Source organism: Ruegeria sp. BB6 (genome assembly GCF_056539385.1).
In genome coordinates this window covers 680,739-699,235 of the sequence record NZ_JBQFUW010000002.1, presented here as the reverse complement: position 1 = coordinate 699,235, position 18,497 = coordinate 680,739, and the positions used below count along the sequence as shown (strand labels likewise).

Annotated in this window: 18 protein-coding genes; 2 read left to right on the top strand and 16 right to left on the bottom strand. The window is 58.8% G+C overall.

The window, feature by feature from the left end; translation table 11 throughout:
* Positions 1–39: 39 nt before the first annotated feature.
* From ACR0B7_RS07850 to ACR0B7_RS07785, 14 genes are all read right to left on the bottom strand, one after another.
* Positions 40–1,677 carry an ABC transporter ATP-binding protein gene (locus ACR0B7_RS07850; protein ID WP_170484057.1) on the bottom strand — a complete coding sequence of 546 codons (1,638 nt, stop codon included), beginning with the start codon at positions 1,675–1,677 and terminating at the stop codon, positions 40–42.
* Positions 1,674–2,489, bottom strand: a complete 816-nt coding sequence (locus ACR0B7_RS07845; RefSeq protein ID WP_170384613.1) for an ABC transporter permease — start codon at positions 2,487–2,489, stop codon at positions 1,674–1,676. The genes ACR0B7_RS07850 and ACR0B7_RS07845 overlap by 4 nt, the downstream gene beginning before the upstream one ends.
* A complete protein-coding gene (locus tag ACR0B7_RS07840) occupies positions 2,486–3,442 on the bottom strand; it encodes an ABC transporter permease (RefSeq protein ID WP_170484055.1) in 957 nt (318 codons plus the stop codon). Before ACR0B7_RS07840 ends, ACR0B7_RS07845 begins: the two co-directional genes overlap by 4 nt.
* Positions 3,443–3,457: 15 nt before the next feature.
* A complete protein-coding gene (locus tag ACR0B7_RS07835) occupies positions 3,458–5,044 on the bottom strand; it encodes an ABC transporter substrate-binding protein (RefSeq protein WP_170484053.1) in 1,587 nt (528 codons plus the stop codon).
* A gap of 125 nt (positions 5,045–5,169) precedes the next feature.
* Positions 5,170–7,161 (bottom strand): CocE/NonD family hydrolase, encoded by a 1,992-nt coding sequence (locus tag ACR0B7_RS07830; RefSeq protein WP_170484051.1) that lies wholly within the window; start codon positions 7,159–7,161, stop codon positions 5,170–5,172.
* A gap of 51 nt (positions 7,162–7,212) precedes the next feature.
* The gene (locus tag ACR0B7_RS07825) at positions 7,213–8,316 is read right to left on the bottom strand and encodes a DUF4147 domain-containing protein (RefSeq protein ID WP_170484049.1); all 1,104 of its coding nucleotides are present in this window, start codon (positions 8,314–8,316) and stop codon (positions 7,213–7,215) included.
* Positions 8,316–8,753, bottom strand: coding sequence for a D-aminoacyl-tRNA deacylase (gene dtd, locus ACR0B7_RS07820; RefSeq protein ID WP_170576573.1), 438 nt, complete (start codon positions 8,751–8,753; stop codon positions 8,316–8,318). Before dtd ends, ACR0B7_RS07825 begins: the two co-directional genes overlap by 1 nt.
* 19 nt (positions 8,754–8,772) lie before the next feature.
* Positions 8,773–9,441, bottom strand: a complete 669-nt coding sequence (locus ACR0B7_RS07815; RefSeq protein WP_170569376.1) for a nitroreductase — start codon at positions 9,439–9,441, stop codon at positions 8,773–8,775.
* Positions 9,442–9,541: 100 nt separating this feature from the next.
* A complete protein-coding gene (locus tag ACR0B7_RS07810; protein ID WP_170484043.1) occupies positions 9,542–10,630 on the bottom strand; it encodes a TFIIB-type zinc finger domain-containing protein in 1,089 nt (362 codons plus the stop codon).
* A gap of 38 nt (positions 10,631–10,668) precedes the next feature.
* Entirely contained in the window at positions 10,669–11,817 is a 1,149-nt protein-coding gene (locus ACR0B7_RS07805; protein ID WP_170576572.1) for an SPFH domain-containing protein, read from the bottom strand.
* 22 nt (positions 11,818–11,839) lie between these two features.
* Positions 11,840–12,796 (bottom strand): DUF2927 domain-containing protein, encoded by a 957-nt coding sequence (locus tag ACR0B7_RS07800; protein ID WP_170484041.1) that lies wholly within the window; start codon positions 12,794–12,796, stop codon positions 11,840–11,842.
* Positions 12,797–12,800: 4 nt separating this feature from the next.
* The gene (locus ACR0B7_RS07795) at positions 12,801–13,991 is read right to left on the bottom strand and encodes a toxic anion resistance protein (RefSeq protein ID WP_170411238.1); all 1,191 of its coding nucleotides are present in this window, start codon (positions 13,989–13,991) and stop codon (positions 12,801–12,803) included.
* Positions 13,992–14,019: 28 nt separating this feature from the next.
* Positions 14,020–14,934 (bottom strand): 5-bromo-4-chloroindolyl phosphate hydrolysis family protein, encoded by a 915-nt coding sequence (locus ACR0B7_RS07790; RefSeq protein WP_170576571.1) that lies wholly within the window; start codon positions 14,932–14,934, stop codon positions 14,020–14,022.
* A 175-nt stretch (positions 14,935–15,109) separates the two neighbouring features.
* A complete protein-coding gene (locus ACR0B7_RS07785; protein WP_480681215.1) occupies positions 15,110–16,000 on the bottom strand; it encodes a pseudouridine synthase in 891 nt (296 codons plus the stop codon).
* On the opposite strand from ACR0B7_RS07785, the gene ACR0B7_RS07780 reads away from it, so the two are divergent.
* Positions 15,981–16,442, top strand: a complete 462-nt coding sequence (locus ACR0B7_RS07780) for a nucleoside deaminase (RefSeq protein ID WP_170484037.1) — start codon at positions 15,981–15,983, stop codon at positions 16,440–16,442. The genes ACR0B7_RS07785 and ACR0B7_RS07780 overlap by 20 nt on opposite strands.
* 8 nt (positions 16,443–16,450) lie before the next feature.
* Here ACR0B7_RS07780 and ACR0B7_RS07775 read toward each other — a convergent pair whose 3' ends face one another.
* Positions 16,451–17,143, bottom strand: coding sequence for a metal-dependent hydrolase (locus ACR0B7_RS07775; RefSeq protein ID WP_170576570.1), 693 nt, complete (start codon positions 17,141–17,143; stop codon positions 16,451–16,453).
* Between the two features lie 59 nt (positions 17,144–17,202).
* Between ACR0B7_RS07775 and ACR0B7_RS07770 the strand changes: the two genes are divergently transcribed.
* A complete protein-coding gene (locus tag ACR0B7_RS07770; protein ID WP_170484034.1) occupies positions 17,203–17,859 on the top strand; it encodes a ceramidase domain-containing protein in 657 nt (218 codons plus the stop codon).
* Here the strand turns inward: ACR0B7_RS07770 and ACR0B7_RS07765 are convergent.
* On the bottom strand, positions 17,850–18,413 hold the full coding sequence (locus ACR0B7_RS07765; RefSeq protein ID WP_170384583.1) for a DUF4202 domain-containing protein: 564 nt from the start codon (positions 18,411–18,413) through the stop codon (positions 17,850–17,852). The two genes, ACR0B7_RS07770 and ACR0B7_RS07765, sit on opposite strands and share 10 nt — an antisense overlap.
* Positions 18,414–18,497: the final 84 nt, after the last annotated feature.

Genomic DNA, 18,497 nt, shown 5'->3' with positions numbered 1-18,497 from the left:
GTGACAAGTGCCGGGATTTCATAAGTGTTTTGCGCGAGTTTAGTTCCCCGCACTCTCCATCTTGCGGTGGGCGACGACCTCTTCCAACCAGCCCAGATGCATCTCGGGGACCGAGCTGAGCAGAAGGTCGGTATAGTCATCAAAGGGCGGGCTCAGCACCTGTGACTTGGGGCCGTACCGCACGACGCGGCCCTGATACATCACCGCGATACTGTCACTGATCGCACGGACCGTCGCCAGATCGTGGGTGATGAACAGATAGGCCACATCCTCGATCTTTTGCAGGTCCAGCAGCAGTTTCAGAATGCCATCCGCCACCAGCGGGTCCAGAGCCGAGGTGACCTCATCACAGATGATCATCTTGGGCTTGGCTGCCAGCGACCGGGCGATACAGACACGCTGTTTCTGCCCACCCGACAGCTCTGCCGGATAGCGATCGATGAACTTTTCGCCCAGTTCGATCTCATCCAGCAGTTCGATGATCCGCTTGCGCTTTTCCGCGCCGCGCATGTTGAAGTAGAACTCCAACGGGCGGCCGATGATGGTTCCGACGGTCTGACGCGGGTTCATGGCGACGTCGGCCATCTGATAGATCATCTGCAACTCGCGCAGGTCTTCGCGGGTGCGGCCCTTGAGGTCAGGCGACAGCTTGCGCCCGGCAAAGGTGATCTCACCATCGCGCGGCGGCAACAGGCCAGTGATCACCCGCGCCAGCGTGGACTTGCCCGAGCCGGATTCGCCAACAACCGCCAAGGTCTGCCCCGGATGAAGCTCGACATTGACGTTGTGCAGCACGTCGAAATTTAGCCCCTTATAGCGTGCGGTGATTCCGTCAACGCTCAGCACCGGTTCGGGTGTGGGCTGCTTTTCCTCGTGCTCGATCGAGCGCACCGAGACCAGAGCCTTGGTGTACTCTTCCTGCGGGTTGTTGATGATCTGGTCGGTATTTCCATACTCGACCGTATTGCCCATGCGCAGAACCATGATGTCGTCGCTCACCTGCGCCACAACCGCAAGGTCGTGCGTGATATAGAGAGCGGCAACGCCGGTATCAGCGATGGCCTCTTTGATGGCCATCAGAACGTCGATCTGAGTGGTCACGTCCAGCGCCGTCGTGGGTTCGTCGAACACCACCAGATCGGGTTCAGGACACAGCGCCAACGCAGTCATACAGCGCTGAAGCTGGCCGCCGGATACTTGGTGCGGATACCGCTCACCGATATTGTCCGGATCGGGCAGGCCCAGCTTGGCAAACAACTCCCGCGCGCGTTTTTCGGCTTGTTTGCGGCTGAACTTCTTCTGTTCCACCGCTGCCTCAACCACCTGATCCATGATCTTCTTGGCGGGGTTGAAGGACGCCGCGGCGGATTGAGACACGTAAGTGACCTCACCTCCGCGCAGCTTGCGGATGTCGCCGTATGAGGTCTTCAGGATGTCGCGCCCGTTGACCCAAACCTCGCCCCCGGTGATCTGAACTCCACCTCGGCCATATGCCATCGAAGCAAGGCCGATGGTGGATTTACCAGCCCCGGATTCACCGATCAGCCCCAGCACCTTGCCGCGTTCGAGGTCAAAGCTGACCCCGTGCACGATCTCGATGTCATGGGGTTTCTCACCCGGCGGATAGACGGTCGCGCCGATTTTGAGGTCGCGGACCTTGAGAAGGGTATCACTCATCCCCGGCCTCCTTTCAGCGATGTGGTGCGGTTCAGGATCCAGTCAGCCACAAGGTTGACCGAGATAGCCAGCGTGGCGATGGCCACAGCAGGATACAGCGCCGCGCCGATGCCATAGACGATACCGTCCTTGTTTTCCTTCACGATGCCGCCCCAATCGGCCAGCGGTGGTTGGACACCCAGGCCAAGGAACGACAGGGTCGAGACGAACAGAACCATGAAGATGAACCGCAGCCCCAGCTCTGCCACCAGCGGCGACAAGGCATTGGGCAGAATTTCGCGGAAGATGATCCACGACTGTCCTTCACCGCGCAGTTTGGCGGCTTCGACATAGTCCATGACAGCGATATCCACAGCGACCGCACGGGCCAGGCGATAGACACGGGTGGCGTCCAGCAGGCCCATAACGACGATCAGTACCGGGATAGTTACCGGCACCATCGCCAGAACGACCAGCGCGGTGATAAGCGACGGGATCGACATGATCAGATCGACTGTCCGTGACATGACCTGATCGGCCCAGCCACCCAGAACAGCGGCCAGAAAACCAAGGATCGAACCGGTCACAAAGCTGAGGATCGTTGCCGCCGTCGCAATAAAGATCGTCGTGCGCCCGCCGTAGATCATGCGGCTGAGAAGGTCACGGCCGATATTGTCGGTGCCCAGCCAGAACTGCGAACTGGAGGGCTCCCAAACGTCGCCGACCACCTCGGCCATGCCATACGGCGCGAGTAGGGGGGCGAATATCGCGATGATGAAGTACAGGGCTGTGAAGGCCAGCCCGATCATTGCAGAGATAGGGATGTTCTTCATTTCGGATGCCTCAGCCTTGGGTTGGCCAGAATGGCAACGATGTCGGCAACCATATTCAGCCCGATATAGATAGCGGCAAAGATTACGCCGCAGGCCAGAACCACAGGGACGTCGCGCTTGGTCACGTGATCCACAAGGTACTGTCCCATGCCGGGATAGACGAATACCACCTCGACCACGACGACGCCGACGACCAGATAGGCCAGGTTCAGCATCACCACGTTGACGATAGGCGCGACCGCGTTGGGCAGCGCGTGGCGGTAGATAATCTTGAAGTTGGTCAGACCTTTCAGTTCAGCCGTCTCGACATAGGCAGACTGCATCACATTCAGGATCGCAGCGCGTGTCATGCGCATCATATGCGCCAGAACCACCATAGTCAGAACGATGACGGGCAGGGCGATCGAATTCAGCTTTTGGCCCAGCGTCATGCTGTCGTTGATCATCGCAAGCGGTGAGAACATGCCCAGCTTCACGGCGACGAAATAGACCAGAACGTAACCGATCAGAAACTCGGGGATCGAGATCGTGGTCAGGGTGACTGCTGAAATCAACTTGTCCGGCCAGCGATTGCGGTAACGGACGGCCAGCAGGCCCAGAAAAATGGCAAGCGGGACCGAAACGATAGCAGCCCAGAACGCCAGAAACAGTGTGTTGCCCAGACGATTTCCGACCGAGTCGGCAATATCCAGTTTGTTTGTAAGGGATTGACCCAGATCACCCTGCAGGATGCCACCCAGCCATTCAAAATAGCGGGTCAGGGCTGGACGGTTGAGGCCCATTTCCTCGCGCAGGTTTGCCAGCGCCTCGGGGGTTGCGGATTGACCAAGGACCGCTTGCGCAGCGTCTCCCGGCAGGGCTTCGGTGAGGCCGAAAATCAGAGCCGATGCACCGAAGAGAAGCAGGAGTCCCAGCGCAAGGCGCTGGGAAACCAGTTTGATGATAGGATGCATGATCCGTGACCCGATTTACGCGAACCACATCTTGCGGGAAACGTTGCCGTTCATCATTTCCTGTGTCGGGTCTGTCTCCCAACCGGCAAGTTGATTGCTGATGCCCTCGACAAAGTCGTTGAACATCGGGCAGATCAGACCGCCCTGGTCGCGCACCATCATGCCCATTTTGCTGTAGATACCTTTACGCTTTTCAGCGTCCAGTTCGGCACGTGCCGCAAACAGCATTTCGTCGAATTCCGGCACTTTGAAGCGCGTGTCGTTCCAGTCCGCTGTCGAGAGATACGCGGTTGCGTACATCTGGTCCTGAACCGGACGACCACCCCAATAGGACGCACAGAAGGGCTGAACATTCCAAACTTCCGACCAGTAGCCGTCGTTGGGTTCACGCTTGATTTCCAGCGGGATGCCCGCTTCGGCGGCCGACTGCTGGAACAGGGCAGCAGCATCCACAGCTCCGGGGAAGGCACCGTCTGCAACGCGCAGAATGATCGGCGATCCGTCGTGACCGGATTTCTGATAGTACTCAGCCGCTTTTTCAACGCTGAACTCGCGCTGAGGGATGGAGTCGTCAAACAGCGGGTAAGCCGCGTTGATCGGCATGTCGTTCCCGATCGAACCGTAGCCACGCAGAACTTTTTCAACCAGATCTTCACGATTGATCGCATGCTTCAGCGCCATACGCAGATCGTTGTTGTCGAACGGAGCTGTGTCTACATGCATGATGAAGACATAGTGCCCGCGTCCCGCGGTTGAATGAACGGTCAGATTGGGCGCGCGACCCAGCAGATCGGCGACCTTCGGTTCGACACGGTTGATCGCGTGAACCTGACCTGACTGCAAAGCAGCAGTACGTGCCGTCGCATCGTTGATAACAACCACTTCAACGCTGTCGAAGTTGCCAAAATCGCTGTTCCAGTGATTTTCAAACTTGGTGAACAGATGGCGCACGCCGGGCTCGTCAACTTCGACTTTGTATGGGCCGGTTCCGATGCCGGCGCCGGGGTTATCCATGCCACCATCCGGCTGAATGATCAGGTGATAGTCGGCCATCAGATAAGGCAGGTCGGCGTTCGGCTCGGTCAGTGTGACCTGGAAATTGTCACCATCGGCCTTCATGGACTCGATGCCCTTCATGATGCCCAGAGCACCGGACTTGGAGTCCTCGTTCGAGTGACGTTCCATGGTCTTCAGCACGTCTTCGCTGGTCATGGTTTTGCCGTTGTGGAATTCGACACCCTGACGCAGTTTGAAGGTCCAGACCTTGGCGTCGGCGCTGCCTTCTACGCTCTCGGCCAGACGCGGTTCAATCGTACCGTCCGGTGCAACCTCGACAAGCTGGTCACCGAATTGCTTGCCATTCTGAAAGGGAACCGAGCTTGCATAGGTCGCCGGGTCCAGCGAGTTGGTGGATTCACCACCCTGAAGGCCGAATTTCAGATCGCCGCCCTTTTTTGGGCCAGCCGCGCGTGCGGCATCCGCGAACATGGTGCTGGCCATAGCTGCCGATACACCCAGAGCCGCCGCTTTCCCCATGAATTCGCGGCGGGTCAGCTTGCCCGCAGTAACCTGTTTGGACATGTGAGTGAGTTGTTCGTTCATCCAATGATCTCCCAATTGGTTGGATTTTCCGCCCTTTGCGGGCTTTTTATTGACGCATGAGTCAAAGTAGGCGCATTTCGGCCTAACGAGCAAGGGTAAATGTCCTTCGCATACCCGCCCGAAAATTACATATGTTTACGCGGTATGGTATCCTCCGTTTCTTTTGAAAATACCAGTACTTCGCCCTCGAATGCACTTAATTTTGCTTTAAGGAAAAAGTTATCACGATCCGACCACATCTGGCAGGAGGTTTCGGTCCGCAGGTCGATCGCGTCCCGTTTTATCTCTTGCGTCCAGTGGCAAACGCCATGTGCCGACAGAGGATCATCAGGGTGGATCGACCAGCATTCGTAGGCGGTGCCCCCGTGGGTTAGCCCGTGATGGTTGTCGGTGATCAAGCCAAAGTCATCTTCGATGATCAATTTGGTTTGACCGGTATTCATATCAGTCTCGACCCGCCTTGAATTGGAACTGTCGCGCAGGGTGGTGACGTCTCGTTCGATGTCGGACACGGCTGGTGGGAATACATACTCATCGGATGCGCTCGTGCGGACGGGGATCGAGATGCAGCCTTGGGTCAGGTGCAATTCAGCCTGTTCCGGTGACGGCCAGATCAACGGCCAGTATGCGCTTGAGACTGCAACACGAATGCGGTGCCCTTCTGGAACCCGATAGGCAATATGATCCAAGTCCAGAGCGACCTCATACGGCGTGTCGGGCAAAAGCGGTTCTGGCTGCGCATGACTATCGCGATGAGAAAGATTCAGCACGCCGTAAGTAATGCGCGTTGATGCGCCATCCGGGTGAACGTGATTCAGACGAACAGCGATCTGCGCCTGCGGTCTGTCGGCGGCGACACGGATCCGAAGGCTAGGTGCGCCGACGATGTCCAATGCCTCGGTCAGTGGTGCGCTATCGAAACAGGCCGACATTGCATCGTCTGTACGCTGATCGCCGGGCATGTCGGGGCCGAGCCAAATCGCGCAGTATTCACCGCTTTCCATACCGCAGGTCTGAGGTGAGCGTATCTTGGTGTCCAACCTGCCGTGTTCCCCCAGCCCGTCGTCTGACAGATGCCACGTGACTTTGGGCAGGTGCGATGTTGCGCCTTCGCTTTCGACAATCCACCTGCCGGGACGTTCGTTGTACCAGCGTTGCGGACGTACGCCATCCATCAGATAGGCGCGATAGTCAGGGTCGGTTTCAACACCGGTATCCACGCCTTTCAACCAGCGGTCCCACCACCTGAGTGCTTCTTGGAGAAAGCCGATTCTCGGTTCGGGGACGGCGAAATGCGGGTATTTGTGCACCCAGGGGCCAACAATCCCCTTTGCTGGCGCGTCCAATTCTTCAACGAGCAGCGGAACGGTGTTCTTATACGCATCTCCCCAGCCACCAACGGCCAAGGTCGCCGCTTGGATTGCGCTGAAATCCTCGCAGACGGACCCGTGCTGCCAGTAAGCATCCCGTGTCTGATGACGTAGCCAGACCGAGGGCAAGAACGGTTCATTCTCAAGCCGGTCCAGCCACAGCGCACGCCAGTCCGGACGTAAGGCCGGGTCGGGTGGACGCGAAGAATAGGACCACATCGTGGCCCCCCAGCCCAAATTTTCGTTCAGCAGGCAACCACCTTTGTAGTGGATGTCGTCAGCGTAACGATCGGCAGTCGAACACAGGGTTATGATCGCCTTGAGAGCCTCGGGTTGCATCGCGGCGACCTGCAGCGCGTTGAACCCGCCCCAACTGATGCCCATCATACCCACATTTCCGGTGCACCAAGGCTGGTTCGCCAGCCATGCAATCGTCGCGACCGCGTCGTCTAGTTCCTGCTGCGTGTATTCATCGGCCATCAACCCTTCGCTGTCGCCGTTGCCGCGCATGTCCACACGGATGCTGGCATAGCCTCGCTTTGCAAACCACGGATGCGTCAGCGCGTCTCTTGTCGCAGTGCTGTCGCGCTTGCGATAGGGCAAGAACTCAAGAATGGCGGGAACCGGATCGGTTTCGGAATCCAGAGGCCGCCAGACACGCGCCGAGAGGCGGCAGCCGTCCGGCATGCGGATACCGACGTCAGGAAGGTCCTGAATCTCGCGTAGAGAATTGGAGTCGCGCGTCATAACGTCAGTCTCCGGCGCTTTTGTTCTTGGGGTCGGTTCAAAATCGTCAAATCAATCGCGGATTGCGACAAGCAGGTCCATCACATTTGTGCCGGTCGGTCCGGTGACAAGCAATGCGCCCGCGCGGTCCAGATAGCTGCCGCTGTCTGCGTTCTGAAGCGCTTGATCAGCCCCTTCGCCCCAAGTGGTCCCGTCGACGACGGCTCCGGCGGCTTGCGTTGGGCCATCGGTGCCGTCTGTGCCGCCGACCACAACCGTCAATCCCGGGATGCCGGCGATCTCTTTGGCCAAGGCCAAGGCCAAAGCCTGATTGCGCCCGCCGCGCCCAGGGTTTTCCGGCAAGACGACTGTCGGTTCGCCGCCAAAAACCATCACGCCGCTTTGCATATCGCGCAGGCGTTGTCCCAGCCGTGACGCGACGCGCAGAAAGTCATCGTGCAGGCCTTCTTCGTTCGCCAGCACAGTCGCTCCGTCGGACTTTGCCCTGTCAACCGCGGCGTCTCGGGCATGGGCATTGGACGCCACGATCTGCGCCGAGGCCAGATAGTCGCGCGCCTCTGGCAATGCTCCAATGCCTGAACCGACTACGTTCAGGTCGTCTCCGGGAACGTCAGAAATCGCCAGAACGGTCACGCGGTCTCCTTTGAAATGGGACAACAGCCCGCCCCCTTTGATGCGAGACATCTTGCGGCGTTCGGCGTTCATGGCGGTTATGTCCAAACCTTCCGACAGCAGTTTCCGGTTCAGTTGTTCCAGATCGGCCAGCGTTTTGCCTGCCACCAGATCCTCTGCCAGCGATGAGGCGCCGCCAGACACCAATAGCAGCAAATGCGAGGATGGACCCATCGACTCGACGGTTTCACGCAAGGCGCGCCCGCCTTCAAGGCTCCGGGCGTCAGGCACCGGATGAGAAGCCTCGATCACCTTAACATGATCAGGCAGGTCTCGTCCGTGGTCGTCCTTGGTCACAACCAGCGTTGGTTTTGGTCCGAAATGCGCAAGCGCCGCGCGTGCCATGGCCGCAGCAGGTTTTCCGACGGCCAGAATCTGATCCGGGGTGGCAATTTCGTCCAAAGCGGCCTCGGTCGCGGCGTAGCCACCGACAGCATCGACCCCCGCCTGCCAAATCCGTACTGCCTGTTGTTTTTGATCCATCAACTTTCCACCCAAATCGTGACCGGCCCATCGTTGACAAGTTCCACGGCCATGTCCGCACCGAATTGCCCTGTTTCTACCGGAACACCGCAGGCAGCCAGATGACGCGCGAAAACTTCGTAAAGGTGTTTGCCGACATAGGGCGGTGCCGCCTCGGAAAAGCCCGGTCGATTTCCGCGCGATGTATCTGCCGCAAGCGTGAACTGGCTGATTACCAGAGCAGAGCCTTCGATATCCAAAATGGATCGGTTCATCTTGCCTGCGTCATCCTTGAATATTCTCAGTTTTGAAACCTTGGTGGCAAGTTGTTCTGCCTTTGCCTCATCATCTGTGAGCATCGCGCATACAAGGATCATCAACCCCGGGCCTGATTGCCCGACGACGTTTCCGTCTACAGACACTTTGGCATGTGAAACTCGTTGCAATACAGCGCGCAAATTGTACTCCGTGTCTTTCTTAGCCGACCCACTCAACAAAGTCGGTGTGATTGGCCCGATCCGTGCGAAATCCGTTGGCGGGGTGTTCTGTATCGGCGTAACCGAAAGATATTGCACACAAAATCAGCCGGTCGTCGGGGATATTGAAGTGCCTGTGCAAAAACGGGCCGTAACTGGCGACGGCCGCCTGTGGAATCGTGGCGATGCCAAGAGCCTGAGCTGCTAGAGTAAAAGCGGTGATGAAGCCGCCGCAGTCCATAGCCCCATAAGGGCCAAGTTCGGCAGGGCTGGAAATAATTGCGCAATGCGGAGCGCCGAACAGTGCGAAATTCTCCATCATTTGCCGCGCGGACGCCTTGCGGTCTCCTTTTTCAACGCCGACGGCCTCATAAAGCGCCCACCCGCAGGTCCGGCGGCGGCCCTGATAGACCCCTGAATAAGACGTCGGAAAGGGCAGGTCAGGTGAAGGCGCGCCGGTCAATGCCTCCTGCTGCAGAGCTTGGCGAAACTTTTCTGTCTGTTCGCCGCTGGTAATGGCAACATTCCAAGGCTGCGCATTGCACCAACTGGGTACACGCGCTGCGCTGGTCAGGATTTGTTCGATATGTTCCCGAGGAACCGGATCGGGGCGGAATGCCCGGCAAGAGTGGCGCTCAGCCAATAACGTGTTCAGGTCTGATAACGTCACACTGGCCTCCCCATCGGCATCGACGCGGCGAGGATGGCGTGTGGCCTGAGGATGTTCAAGCGCTTAAACGGCGAAACCTGTCTTGTTTCCGAACGCTTGGTTATTGTTGTCCGGTCGCGATCAGATACCCAACGCCTGCTGCCACCAGCAGGCCGATAACGACCGCAATCGTGATCTTGATCGCCGACCATGGACGCTCACCCTGAACGCGTCCTGTACGTCCGTTGACAACAAACCGGTAGGTCTGGCCCCGGTATTTGTAGGCCGCCATCCAGACCGGTAGCAGAATGTGCTTGAACGTCACGTTGCGCACGTCCGTATCGACCGAGTGAATACGCTGACGATCACCGCCGATATCGAACCGAACATCGCGTTCAATCACACGGGCCATATGTCCGCGCGCCTCGGTGTATCCGTCTTGCAGTTCTACCGTGTAGGCTTCGGCGCGAAAGCCTGCCAGATATTCGGGCTGATAAGGCTCAAGCGCAGGCAAGTCCCACGGTTCCAGCGCATCCGTATAGCTTTTGGGCAGGGACCGGGAGGCCAGGACCAGAACGTCATCGAAAAAGCGCGCCACCCGTCCGGATTTTGGGGACCAGCGGACCTTGGCGACCTGCTGCTGCACCCGCTTTCCGTCACGCATCACCGTGCGGGTTTCGTAATAGACTGTCCCCCGCTCACCCCTGTAAGAGGATTGCGTATCCGCGTCGAACGTCCAGTAGGGCACATAGATGCCCTGCATCTTGCGCCCCTTGCGCGCATAGTCCTTTAGGCCATTGGGCGCGAACCACAATCGGCCAAGCCAGTCCCCCATCGCTTTGTGCGCTGAACGCTCGTCCAGCGCAAAGGGCAGAACACCGCGTGGCTTGATATGCCGGCTGACACCGGTGCCGGTGACCACAGGCGTGGCGCAGAACGGACATTCCGCAGCATGGGTGTCGGGGTCAAACTCGACTTGGGCTGCACAGTTGGGGCAGGTCAGAACGCGCGTTTCTTCGATTTCACCTTCGGGCAGGTTTTCTGAAAGCGCGGCGTTGAAATCCAGCTCTTTCAGGCTTGCACCACCCCAAGGACCGGCGGCGATGCTCTCGGAATGCCCGCAATGATCGCAGATCAGGGTGCCGTCACCGGGGTTGAACCGATAATCTGCACCGCATTGATCGCAGGGAAATCGATGTTCTTCGGTCATGCTGCCCCCTTGTTCATCGCAGACAAACGCGGAACCGATCAGGTACCCGGCGGAGGTGGCGGCAGGATAGTGAATAACTGAGCCAGTTCCTGAACATCACCTGCCTTTTTCCACCCGTCCTGACCCGCCGTCCAGACGTGGGTGTCACGCGTGATTTCGCCCTCGGAGGCCATGCGCCCCATTTTTGCCTTGGAAAACGGCCCACTGGTCTGCCCATCTACGGCGATATGCCAGACATGTTCGACGGGTGGCGGGGGCGGCGGTGCCGCATGCGCTGACGGTTGCGGGGCAGCGGGGGCGGGGCTTCCCCACGGGCCGCTCGGTTGACCCGCTGCCATGTTTGACATCTGCTGGGCCATCGCCATCCCCATGCCCATTCCAAGTCCGGCGCCCATGCCGCCGCCCTGACCGGGATTGTTGGCAGCCGCTGTCATCGCCTCGGCCGCTGAGTACTGCGTGAACTTGCCCAGATCACCCGCCAATCCCATCGAGGTTCTCTTGTCCAGCGCCGCCTCGACCGCAGGAGGAAGCGAGATATTCTCGATGTAGAACTCGGGCATCTCCAGCCCATAGCTGTCCAGTACGGGTGAGACCTCGGCCGCGATCAGCTTGCCCAGATCGGCGGTGTTCGCGGCCATGTCCAGAACCGGAATACCCGATCCGGCGATCACGCGGCTAAACTCCTGCACGATGATGTTGCGGATCTGAAAGCTGATCTCATCCATGGTGAATTCGCCATCAGTGCCGACAATCTCGACCATGAACTTCGCCGGATCCTTGACGCGGATCGTATAGGTGCCGAACGCGCGAATTCGGGTCGGCCCAAACTCGGGGTCGCGCAGCATGATGGGGTTCTTGGTGCCCCATTTCAGGTCGTTGAACCGCGTGGTGTTGACGAAATAAATCTCGGACTTGAACGGCGACTGAAACCCGTGATCCCAATGCTGCAGGGTTGTCAGGATCGGCATGTTGTTGGTTTCGAGCATATAAAGCCCCGGAGTGAACACATCCGCCAACTGTCCTTCATGCACGAACACGGCTGACTGCCCCTCGCGAACCGTTAGCTTGGCGCCGTATTTGATGGCGTGGCCTTCACGCTCGAACCGCCAGACCATCGTGTCGCGGGTGTCGTCGACCCAGTGAATGACGTCGATAAATTCGCCGGTCAGAAAATCGAAAATACCCATTTGGGGTCTCCTTTCAGGGGGCTCAGAGCGGCTGGCCCATCAATTCGCGAGCAATAATCCGGACCACCGGGCGCGCGTTGTCCACGGTCACGCCGGGTTCGAGGCGCGGATCATACAGCATGGTCAGCAGCTTTTCGTCATGGCTGGTCAACAGCGCAAATTCGTCATCGTCGTTGAATATGGAAGGTCGGGCCGCCGGGCTGTCGTTGGACAACCCCAATCCTTGCGCGATTTCTTCGTGGATGCAGCTACGGCGCAGCAATTCCGGCAACTCGGTTCGGATCAAGGTGACAGCACGCACGTATTTGTAGGGAGAAGAACTTGTGGCCGACGCAAAGACAAAACAGTCGATATTCGCACGTGGATTGGCGACCAGCTCCAGCGAGGCCTGACTGATATTCGGGATCAGCTCCTTCAACCGAGCTACAACGTAGGCGCTGTCATCCTTGCCTGCGAAAAAGACGTGGAAGTTCGCCCTGCGATTCACGACCGAGATTGGGTGCCCGGTCAGCCTTGCCAATCGTGCGGTAAAAGATTCAACCTCGGCTGCATCCTCAGTGCGTGTGGCAGGCAAGACTGAAGGGCCGAATTCTGTCTGTACGCGTACAGGCCCGGACCAGCGGCTGAGCTGCCCGTCCGTTTGCCGTGACGAAGCGGCGACGGCATGGTCAGGATACTCGCTATAAAACGCTATGGTTTCAAAGTTCCGCGCCAAGTCGTCTGCGTCATACGGTGTATCCGGCCCTCCACCATCTGTGCGCAGTAATCCGCGGGTCAACAGATCGCTCTCGACCCGTTCGTAGAAACGGGCAAGGTCCTGGCTGGCAGCGGACGGAGGGACATAGGCATTCGCCACAGGTGCCGGAGGGTCCGGGCGTGCCTCGGGCACGATGGAAGACGTAAGCGTTTCGTCACAATTGGCCAGCGCCAATAGCGAAACAAGGCCCAGTAAAGGTTTCAATAATCCCGGTCGCCGCATTCTGTTATCCCGGCACCGCGGTGCCGGCGTTGTCGCCAGTTCCGTCCTTGCGGGCTTTGGCAGCCGCCAGTGTGTCGCGCAATTCGGCCTCCATCTTTTGCAGTTCCTGTTCGGCAGCGGCGCGCCGTGCCTTACCTTCGTCTGCAATTGCAAGGCTTTCGTTAATCGTTCCGATCAGATCGGCGTTGGCCTGTTTGACTGCTTCGATGTCGAAGACGCCTCGTTCCATTTCTTCGCGGATCATCTTGTTCGACTGCCGCAGATTGGCCGCGTTTGAGGTCAGCAACTCGTTTGTCAGATCATTTGCATCCCGCACTGCCGAGGCTGCTTCTGCGCTGCGTTGGATAGTGACGGCCTGCGCCAATTGTGTCTCCCAGAGCGGGACGGTGTTCACCAATGTCGAGTTGATCTTGGTCACCAACGACTTGTCGTTTTCCTGCACCAATCGGATCGAGGGCAGAGACTGCATCGTCACCTGCCGCGTTAGCTTCAGGTCGTGGACCCGGCGTTCCAGATCGTCCCGGGCGGCGCGTATATCGCGCAACTCCTGCGCCTTCATCACCTGTTCGTCCTCGGGCGCAGCCTCAATTTCGGCTTCTTTTTCGGGAATGTCGTGGCTGTCCAGCTCGGTCAGCTTTTCCTCGCCAGCAGCGATGTAAAGTGCAAGCTCGTCATAGAACCCAAGTGTCTTTTCATACAGCAAATCCAGCGACTTGATGTCCTTGAGCAACGTGTGTTCATGCCCCAGCAAGTCGTCCGTGATCCTGTCGATCTGGCCCTGAACCTCTTCGTATTGCGCGGTGAACTTTGCAAATGGGGCCGCTTTTCCGATCAGTTTCTCCCACCAGCTTCTTTCGCGGCGCACATCCAACTCACTGACCGAGAAGCCGCGGATCGTGGTCACGATATTGCGCAGGCTGTCTCCGGCAGGGCCGACGTCCTTGTTGCGCACGTCCGCCAGCATCGCCTGGCTGATCTCTTGCAACTCGGCCTGGGCGGATGACCCGAACGCGACGATCGAATTCGTGTTGCCCATGTCAATCTCGTCCATGCGTTTGCGGATTTCCGCGCTTACGGGTTCATCCGCTTCCTCCAGCGAGACCACCTCGGCCGTGGGTTCGGGGAGCGCGACGGCCGTCACTTCCTGCACCAGCGTTTCTGCTTCTACCGCCTTGTTCTTGATCTCATTGGACATGTGAAATCCTTTCTCAAAATATGGCCGGTCAATCCAACCGAACGCCTTCGCGCTGCAACCTTTCGCGCAGCACGTCAATTTCTACGGTCAGGTCGCTGCGGTCATCCAAAAGCATTTTACGGGTTCGCGCCGCGAAATTCTGTTCAAGATCATCCAAAAGGGCCGAATAGTCAGCCAAGGCCTGCGCGTCGCGTGTACGCGCATACACATCTGCAAATTTGACCGTCGCGTCCCGAGCGCCTTGCAGATACACCGTCATGTATTTGCGCGCCCCGGCCAGATCGCGCGGGTCTTCTTCCACGGTGCGAAACAGGTCACGGGCCGTGTCCTGAAACTGTTCCACCCGCGCCTCGATCCTTCGGTCACCAGCGCGTTTTATGGCGTCTGTCATCTCGGTCAGGTGCTGTTCTGCATCCTCCACAACGCGGGCGACGCGGTCTTGCTGAAACGTGTCGACGCCCTCCATTCCCTTGTCTGAAAGCGGATCAAGCCCGAAAGAAACCGAATGCAAAACCGTCGCCACCGCGCCAAACAGGACGGGTGCGATCAAGCTGACCTCGGACGCGGACGCCGCATCCAGAAACTCGGACCGATAGGATGCCAAAGCTGCGCCGATACCGGTGAGAACGCTGGCGAATTTCTTTCGGGGAAAGGCCGGCCTCCGCGCTGTTCGCCGCGCGTTATACGCGGCTTCGGCGCGCAAGCCCTCTCGCAGCAGGAACGCGGCCGCAGTCAGAACGCTCGCCGCGATCAATCCGATCGTCATTCCGACCGCGCCATCGTTGAGCGAGAGAAACACCAGCGGAACGGCAGGCAGGAAAAGCAGGTTTGCGCGCGCACCCGCAGGTTCTACACGCGCACCGTCAAATTGACCGCGCGGGGGCTGGTCTGGCTGTGACGAGTCACCCTGTGGACTGAATTTTCCGCCATAGCGTTTGGCCATGTGCTCACAAGCCCCCAAGTACGCCGGTGCAAACACCAAAGAGCAGTACAAGTAAGACCACATAGGCCAGTTTTTGTACTCCGGTCCCGGACATGACGCCCCCCAAAGACTTTCCTTGCAGAAAATCTAGGGCAAGAAGGCCGGTGAAGCTAGGGGGAAGGTTGTTTAACTGGCGTCACTTGCGAGGTTTCTTGCCGATTGGCGCACGTTTTCGTTGCGGACGCGCAGGGCGTTTGGCCGGGGTAGCAGGATCTGCGTCCAGCCCCAGTTGATCGCGCATCACGCGGCGGCGGATTTCCTCGACCTCACCGGGTTTCAGATTGCCCAGTTGGAACGGGCCATAAGACACGCGCAGCAGGCGGTTCACGGCATAGCCGATATCCTCCATCGCGCGGCGAATTTCGCGGTTCTTGCCTTCGCGCAAGCCAATGGTCAGCCATGCATTTGCGCCCTGCTGACGGTCCAGCGAGACATCCATGGGCAAAAACCGCTCGCCGTCGATCACCAGACCCTTGCGTAAGGGGGCGAAATCCTCGTCCTTGGGGCGGCCATTCACCCGCACACGGTATTTGCGCAACCACCCGGTTGAGGGCAGTTCCAGCTTACGCTTGATGCCGCCATCATTGGTCAGCAGCAGCAAGCCTTCCGAGTTCAGGTCCAAGCGCCCGACGCTCATGACGCGGGGCATGTCCTCGGGCAGGTTGTCGAAAATCGTCGCGCGGCCCTTTTCGTCGCGCGTCGTCGTCACCAGACCAGAGGGCTTGTGATACAGCCACAGGCGCGAGGGTTCCGGCTCGGATACCGGTTTGCCGTCTACAGTGATCCTGTCTTTGCCGGTGACGTTCAGGGCGGGGCTGGTGATGGCCTTGCCGTTCACACTCACACGACCGGCTTCGATCATGCGCTCGGCTTCACGGCGCGAGGCAACGCCTGCGCGGGCAAGCACTTTGGCGATCCGGTCGCCGGGAGGAGGGGTTTTGTTCATCCGCAGCCCATAGCGCATCCGGTCGCCTTGCGAAAGACGCGTTTCTGATGCAGTCAAAGGCATGGAGTTCAGATCGTTCATGAATATCGCGCTGCAAGAGGCGCGCGCCGCAGCAGACCGAGGCGAGGTTCCCGTCGGGGCCGTGATCGTCGCGGGCGATCGTGTTGTGGCGGCGGCAGGCAACCGCACACGCGAGCTGAATGATCCGACGGCCCATGCCGAAATTCTTGCTCTGCGCGCGGCCTGTTCTGCCGCTGGGTCAGAGCGTTTGCCGGACCATGACCTCTACGTCACGTTGGAGCCTTGCGCGATGTGTGCCGCTGCATTGGCCGCGGCGCGTATCCGGCGGATTTACTACGGCGCGGCCGACCCGAAATCGGGCGGCGTGGCCCATGGTGCGCGGGTTTTTACCCATTCGCAGTCGCACCATGTGCCTGAGGTCTATGACGGTATCGCAGGGCAGGAGGCCGCGGCGCTTTTGAAGGCGTTTTTTGCGGCACGTCGGGGGGACGCCCCGAACTGAAGCCCGGCCTACAGCTTGATTGGCTGCATCACTTCCGGCTCGATTACATCGACGCCCGGCAATCCCTCAACCAGCGCCCGCGCCGACTGTTCCAGGATCGGGAAGGTCTTGTAGTGGCAGGGGATCACCGTCTTGAAGTTGAAATAGCGCTTGGCGGCGTAGGCCGTGCCTTTCATGTCCATGGTAAAGTGTCCGCCCGCCGACAGGATGCCGATATCGGGTTTGTAATAATCGCCCATCCAGTCCATGTCGGCCATGATATCTGTATCGCCTGACACATATAGCATGTGACCATCGGCCGAGATCATGAACCCAACCTCGCTACCGCCGGTGCGCAGACCGTCGGGTGTCGAAAAGGTCGAGCTGTGCGAGGCCGGAACCATCGACACCATCACCCCGTTCAAATTCACCGTGCCGCCTTTGTTGAAGCCTACGGTCTCGATCCCTTCAGACTCGCTCCAATACCCCATCAGGTCGTACTGACCCACAACCGGAACCTTGAGGTGTTTGGCCAACGAGACAACGTCGGCCACGTGGTCGAAATGCGTGTGCGTCAGAAGGATATGCGTCGCGCCGTCCAGGGCTGCGTCGTGCTGATCCTCGGGCAAGACAGGATTGCCGGTCAGCCACGGGTCAATTAGCAATACCTGACCGCCGGTCTCAATGCGGAAGCTGCCGTGGCCCAGCCAAATGATGTTCATGAAAAAATCCTCCGAAACAGACTGTTGGCTTTAACCTAGCATCGGCTATGTAAAATTTCATGGACTGGTTTCAGGAAATTGACGGATATTGTGAGCGGTTGTCGCCCGACTATTGGGCAGAGCCGATTAATGCCGTGACAAACGCCGCGTTTATCGTCGCCGCTTTCATCATGTGGAGGCGGGTGCGCGGGCAGGGAATGCCGCTGGCAGTGGCGCTAGTGGTGATTCTGGCTGCGATCGGAGTGGGCAGCTACCTTTTTCACACCCATGCACAGGTCTGGGCGGCACTGGCGGATGTGGCACCAATCCTGCTGTATATTCTGGTCTATATCTACGCAATCAATCGCGACGTCTGGCAAATGCGGCCGCTTTACGCCGGGATCGCCACCGCGATGTTTGTCCCCTATGCGGCGGCAACCGTTCCGATTTTTCAACTGGTGCCCGGTTTGGGTGGATCGGCGGCCTATGCGCCGGTTCCGCTGCTGATCCTGATCTATGCATTCCTCCTGCGCAGCAGATTCCCCGAGACCGCAGCAGGGCTGGCGAGTGGTGCCGCGATTCTGATCGCTTCAATCACGTTCCGCGCGCTGGATGAGCCGATCTGCGTTCAGTTTGAAACTGGAACGCATTTCATGTGGCATATCTTGAACGCGACCATGCTGGGCTGGATGATCGAAGTGTATCGCAGGCACATGAAACGAACGTCTCAGGCTTGAAAAGCGGCGGCGAGGTTTGCCGGCAGGTCAAACTCGTCCAGAACACGCGCGCGGCCTTCGGCTGACATCTTGCGGGCTGTTTTTTCGACAATGCTCTGAATTTTCTCGGCCGAATGTTTGGCCGCGAAAGGGGCAAAATACCATTTGAGGAAAACGAAACAGATCACGTCCTCCAGCGCCTGCACCTCGTCGTCGCGCTTGATACCCTGTTTGCGCAGCATGCGACCAGCGGCTTCGGTATCTTCGGCGCCGTATTCACTCAGCTCCATCAGGCCCGTGACAATCTCGGCGTGATGCACGCCCTGCGCCTTTCGCCACGCTAAATATCCTGCACGCCCTTCGGGGTATTCGGTGCGCGCCAGTTTCCAGCGTTCGACGTGCTGACCACGCGCCGCTATTTGCAGCGGGTCCGAGGCATCGGGGAACAGCCGATCCAGCTCGGCGCTCATACGCTGACCATAGAGCAGGGCGGCGGGTTGGCCGTCTTCCAGATTGGGGTCTTTGGCGTTGGCCGCATCTATTGCGTCCAGTACTGCTTGCTTGCGCGTGCTCATGGGGTGCTCCGTTGTTCTTCTGGTTCAGCGGTCGTGCCTGACCAGTTGTTCAAAGCTACCCTATCGAGTCGCTACGCTGCGTGC

What these genes read in the sequence shown, in the direction of transcription:
- ACR0B7_RS07775 (WP_170576570.1), bottom strand. Translation starts at nt 17,143, where the DNA reads ATGAACATCATTTGGCTGGGCCACGGCAGCTTCCGCATTGAGACCGGC.
- ACR0B7_RS07770 (WP_170484034.1), top strand. Translation starts at nt 17,203, where the DNA reads ATGGACTGGTTTCAGGAAATTGACGGATATTGTGAGCGGTTGTCGCCC.
- ACR0B7_RS07845 (WP_170384613.1), bottom strand. Translation starts at nt 2,489, where the DNA reads ATGAAGAACATCCCTATCTCTGCAATGATCGGGCTGGCCTTCACAGCC.
- ACR0B7_RS07785 (WP_480681215.1), bottom strand. Translation starts at nt 16,000, where the DNA reads ATGAACGATCTGAACTCCATGCCTTTGACTGCATCAGAAACGCGTCTT.
- ACR0B7_RS07840 (WP_170484055.1), bottom strand. Translation starts at nt 3,442, where the DNA reads ATGCATCCTATCATCAAACTGGTTTCCCAGCGCCTTGCGCTGGGACTC.
- ACR0B7_RS07830 (WP_170484051.1), bottom strand. Translation starts at nt 7,161, where the DNA reads ATGACGCGCGACTCCAATTCTCTACGCGAGATTCAGGACCTTCCTGAC.
- ACR0B7_RS07805 (WP_170576572.1), bottom strand. Translation starts at nt 11,817, where the DNA reads ATGGGTATTTTCGATTTTCTGACCGGCGAATTTATCGACGTCATTCAC.
- ACR0B7_RS07800 (WP_170484041.1), bottom strand. Translation starts at nt 12,796, where the DNA reads ATGCGGCGACCGGGATTATTGAAACCTTTACTGGGCCTTGTTTCGCTA.
- ACR0B7_RS07780 (WP_170484037.1), top strand. Translation starts at nt 15,981, where the DNA reads ATGGAGTTCAGATCGTTCATGAATATCGCGCTGCAAGAGGCGCGCGCC.
- ACR0B7_RS07835 (WP_170484053.1), bottom strand. Translation starts at nt 5,044, where the DNA reads ATGAACGAACAACTCACTCACATGTCCAAACAGGTTACTGCGGGCAAG.
- ACR0B7_RS07810 (WP_170484043.1), bottom strand. Translation starts at nt 10,630, where the DNA reads ATGACCGAAGAACATCGATTTCCCTGCGATCAATGCGGTGCAGATTAT.
- ACR0B7_RS07765 (WP_170384583.1), bottom strand. Translation starts at nt 18,413, where the DNA reads ATGAGCACGCGCAAGCAAGCAGTACTGGACGCAATAGATGCGGCCAAC.
- ACR0B7_RS07825 (WP_170484049.1), bottom strand. Translation starts at nt 8,316, where the DNA reads ATGGATCAAAAACAACAGGCAGTACGGATTTGGCAGGCGGGGGTCGAT.
- ACR0B7_RS07850 (WP_170484057.1), bottom strand. Translation starts at nt 1,677, where the DNA reads ATGAGTGATACCCTTCTCAAGGTCCGCGACCTCAAAATCGGCGCGACC.
- ACR0B7_RS07795 (WP_170411238.1), bottom strand. Translation starts at nt 13,991, where the DNA reads ATGTCCAATGAGATCAAGAACAAGGCGGTAGAAGCAGAAACGCTGGTG.
- ACR0B7_RS07790 (WP_170576571.1), bottom strand. Translation starts at nt 14,934, where the DNA reads ATGGCCAAACGCTATGGCGGAAAATTCAGTCCACAGGGTGACTCGTCA.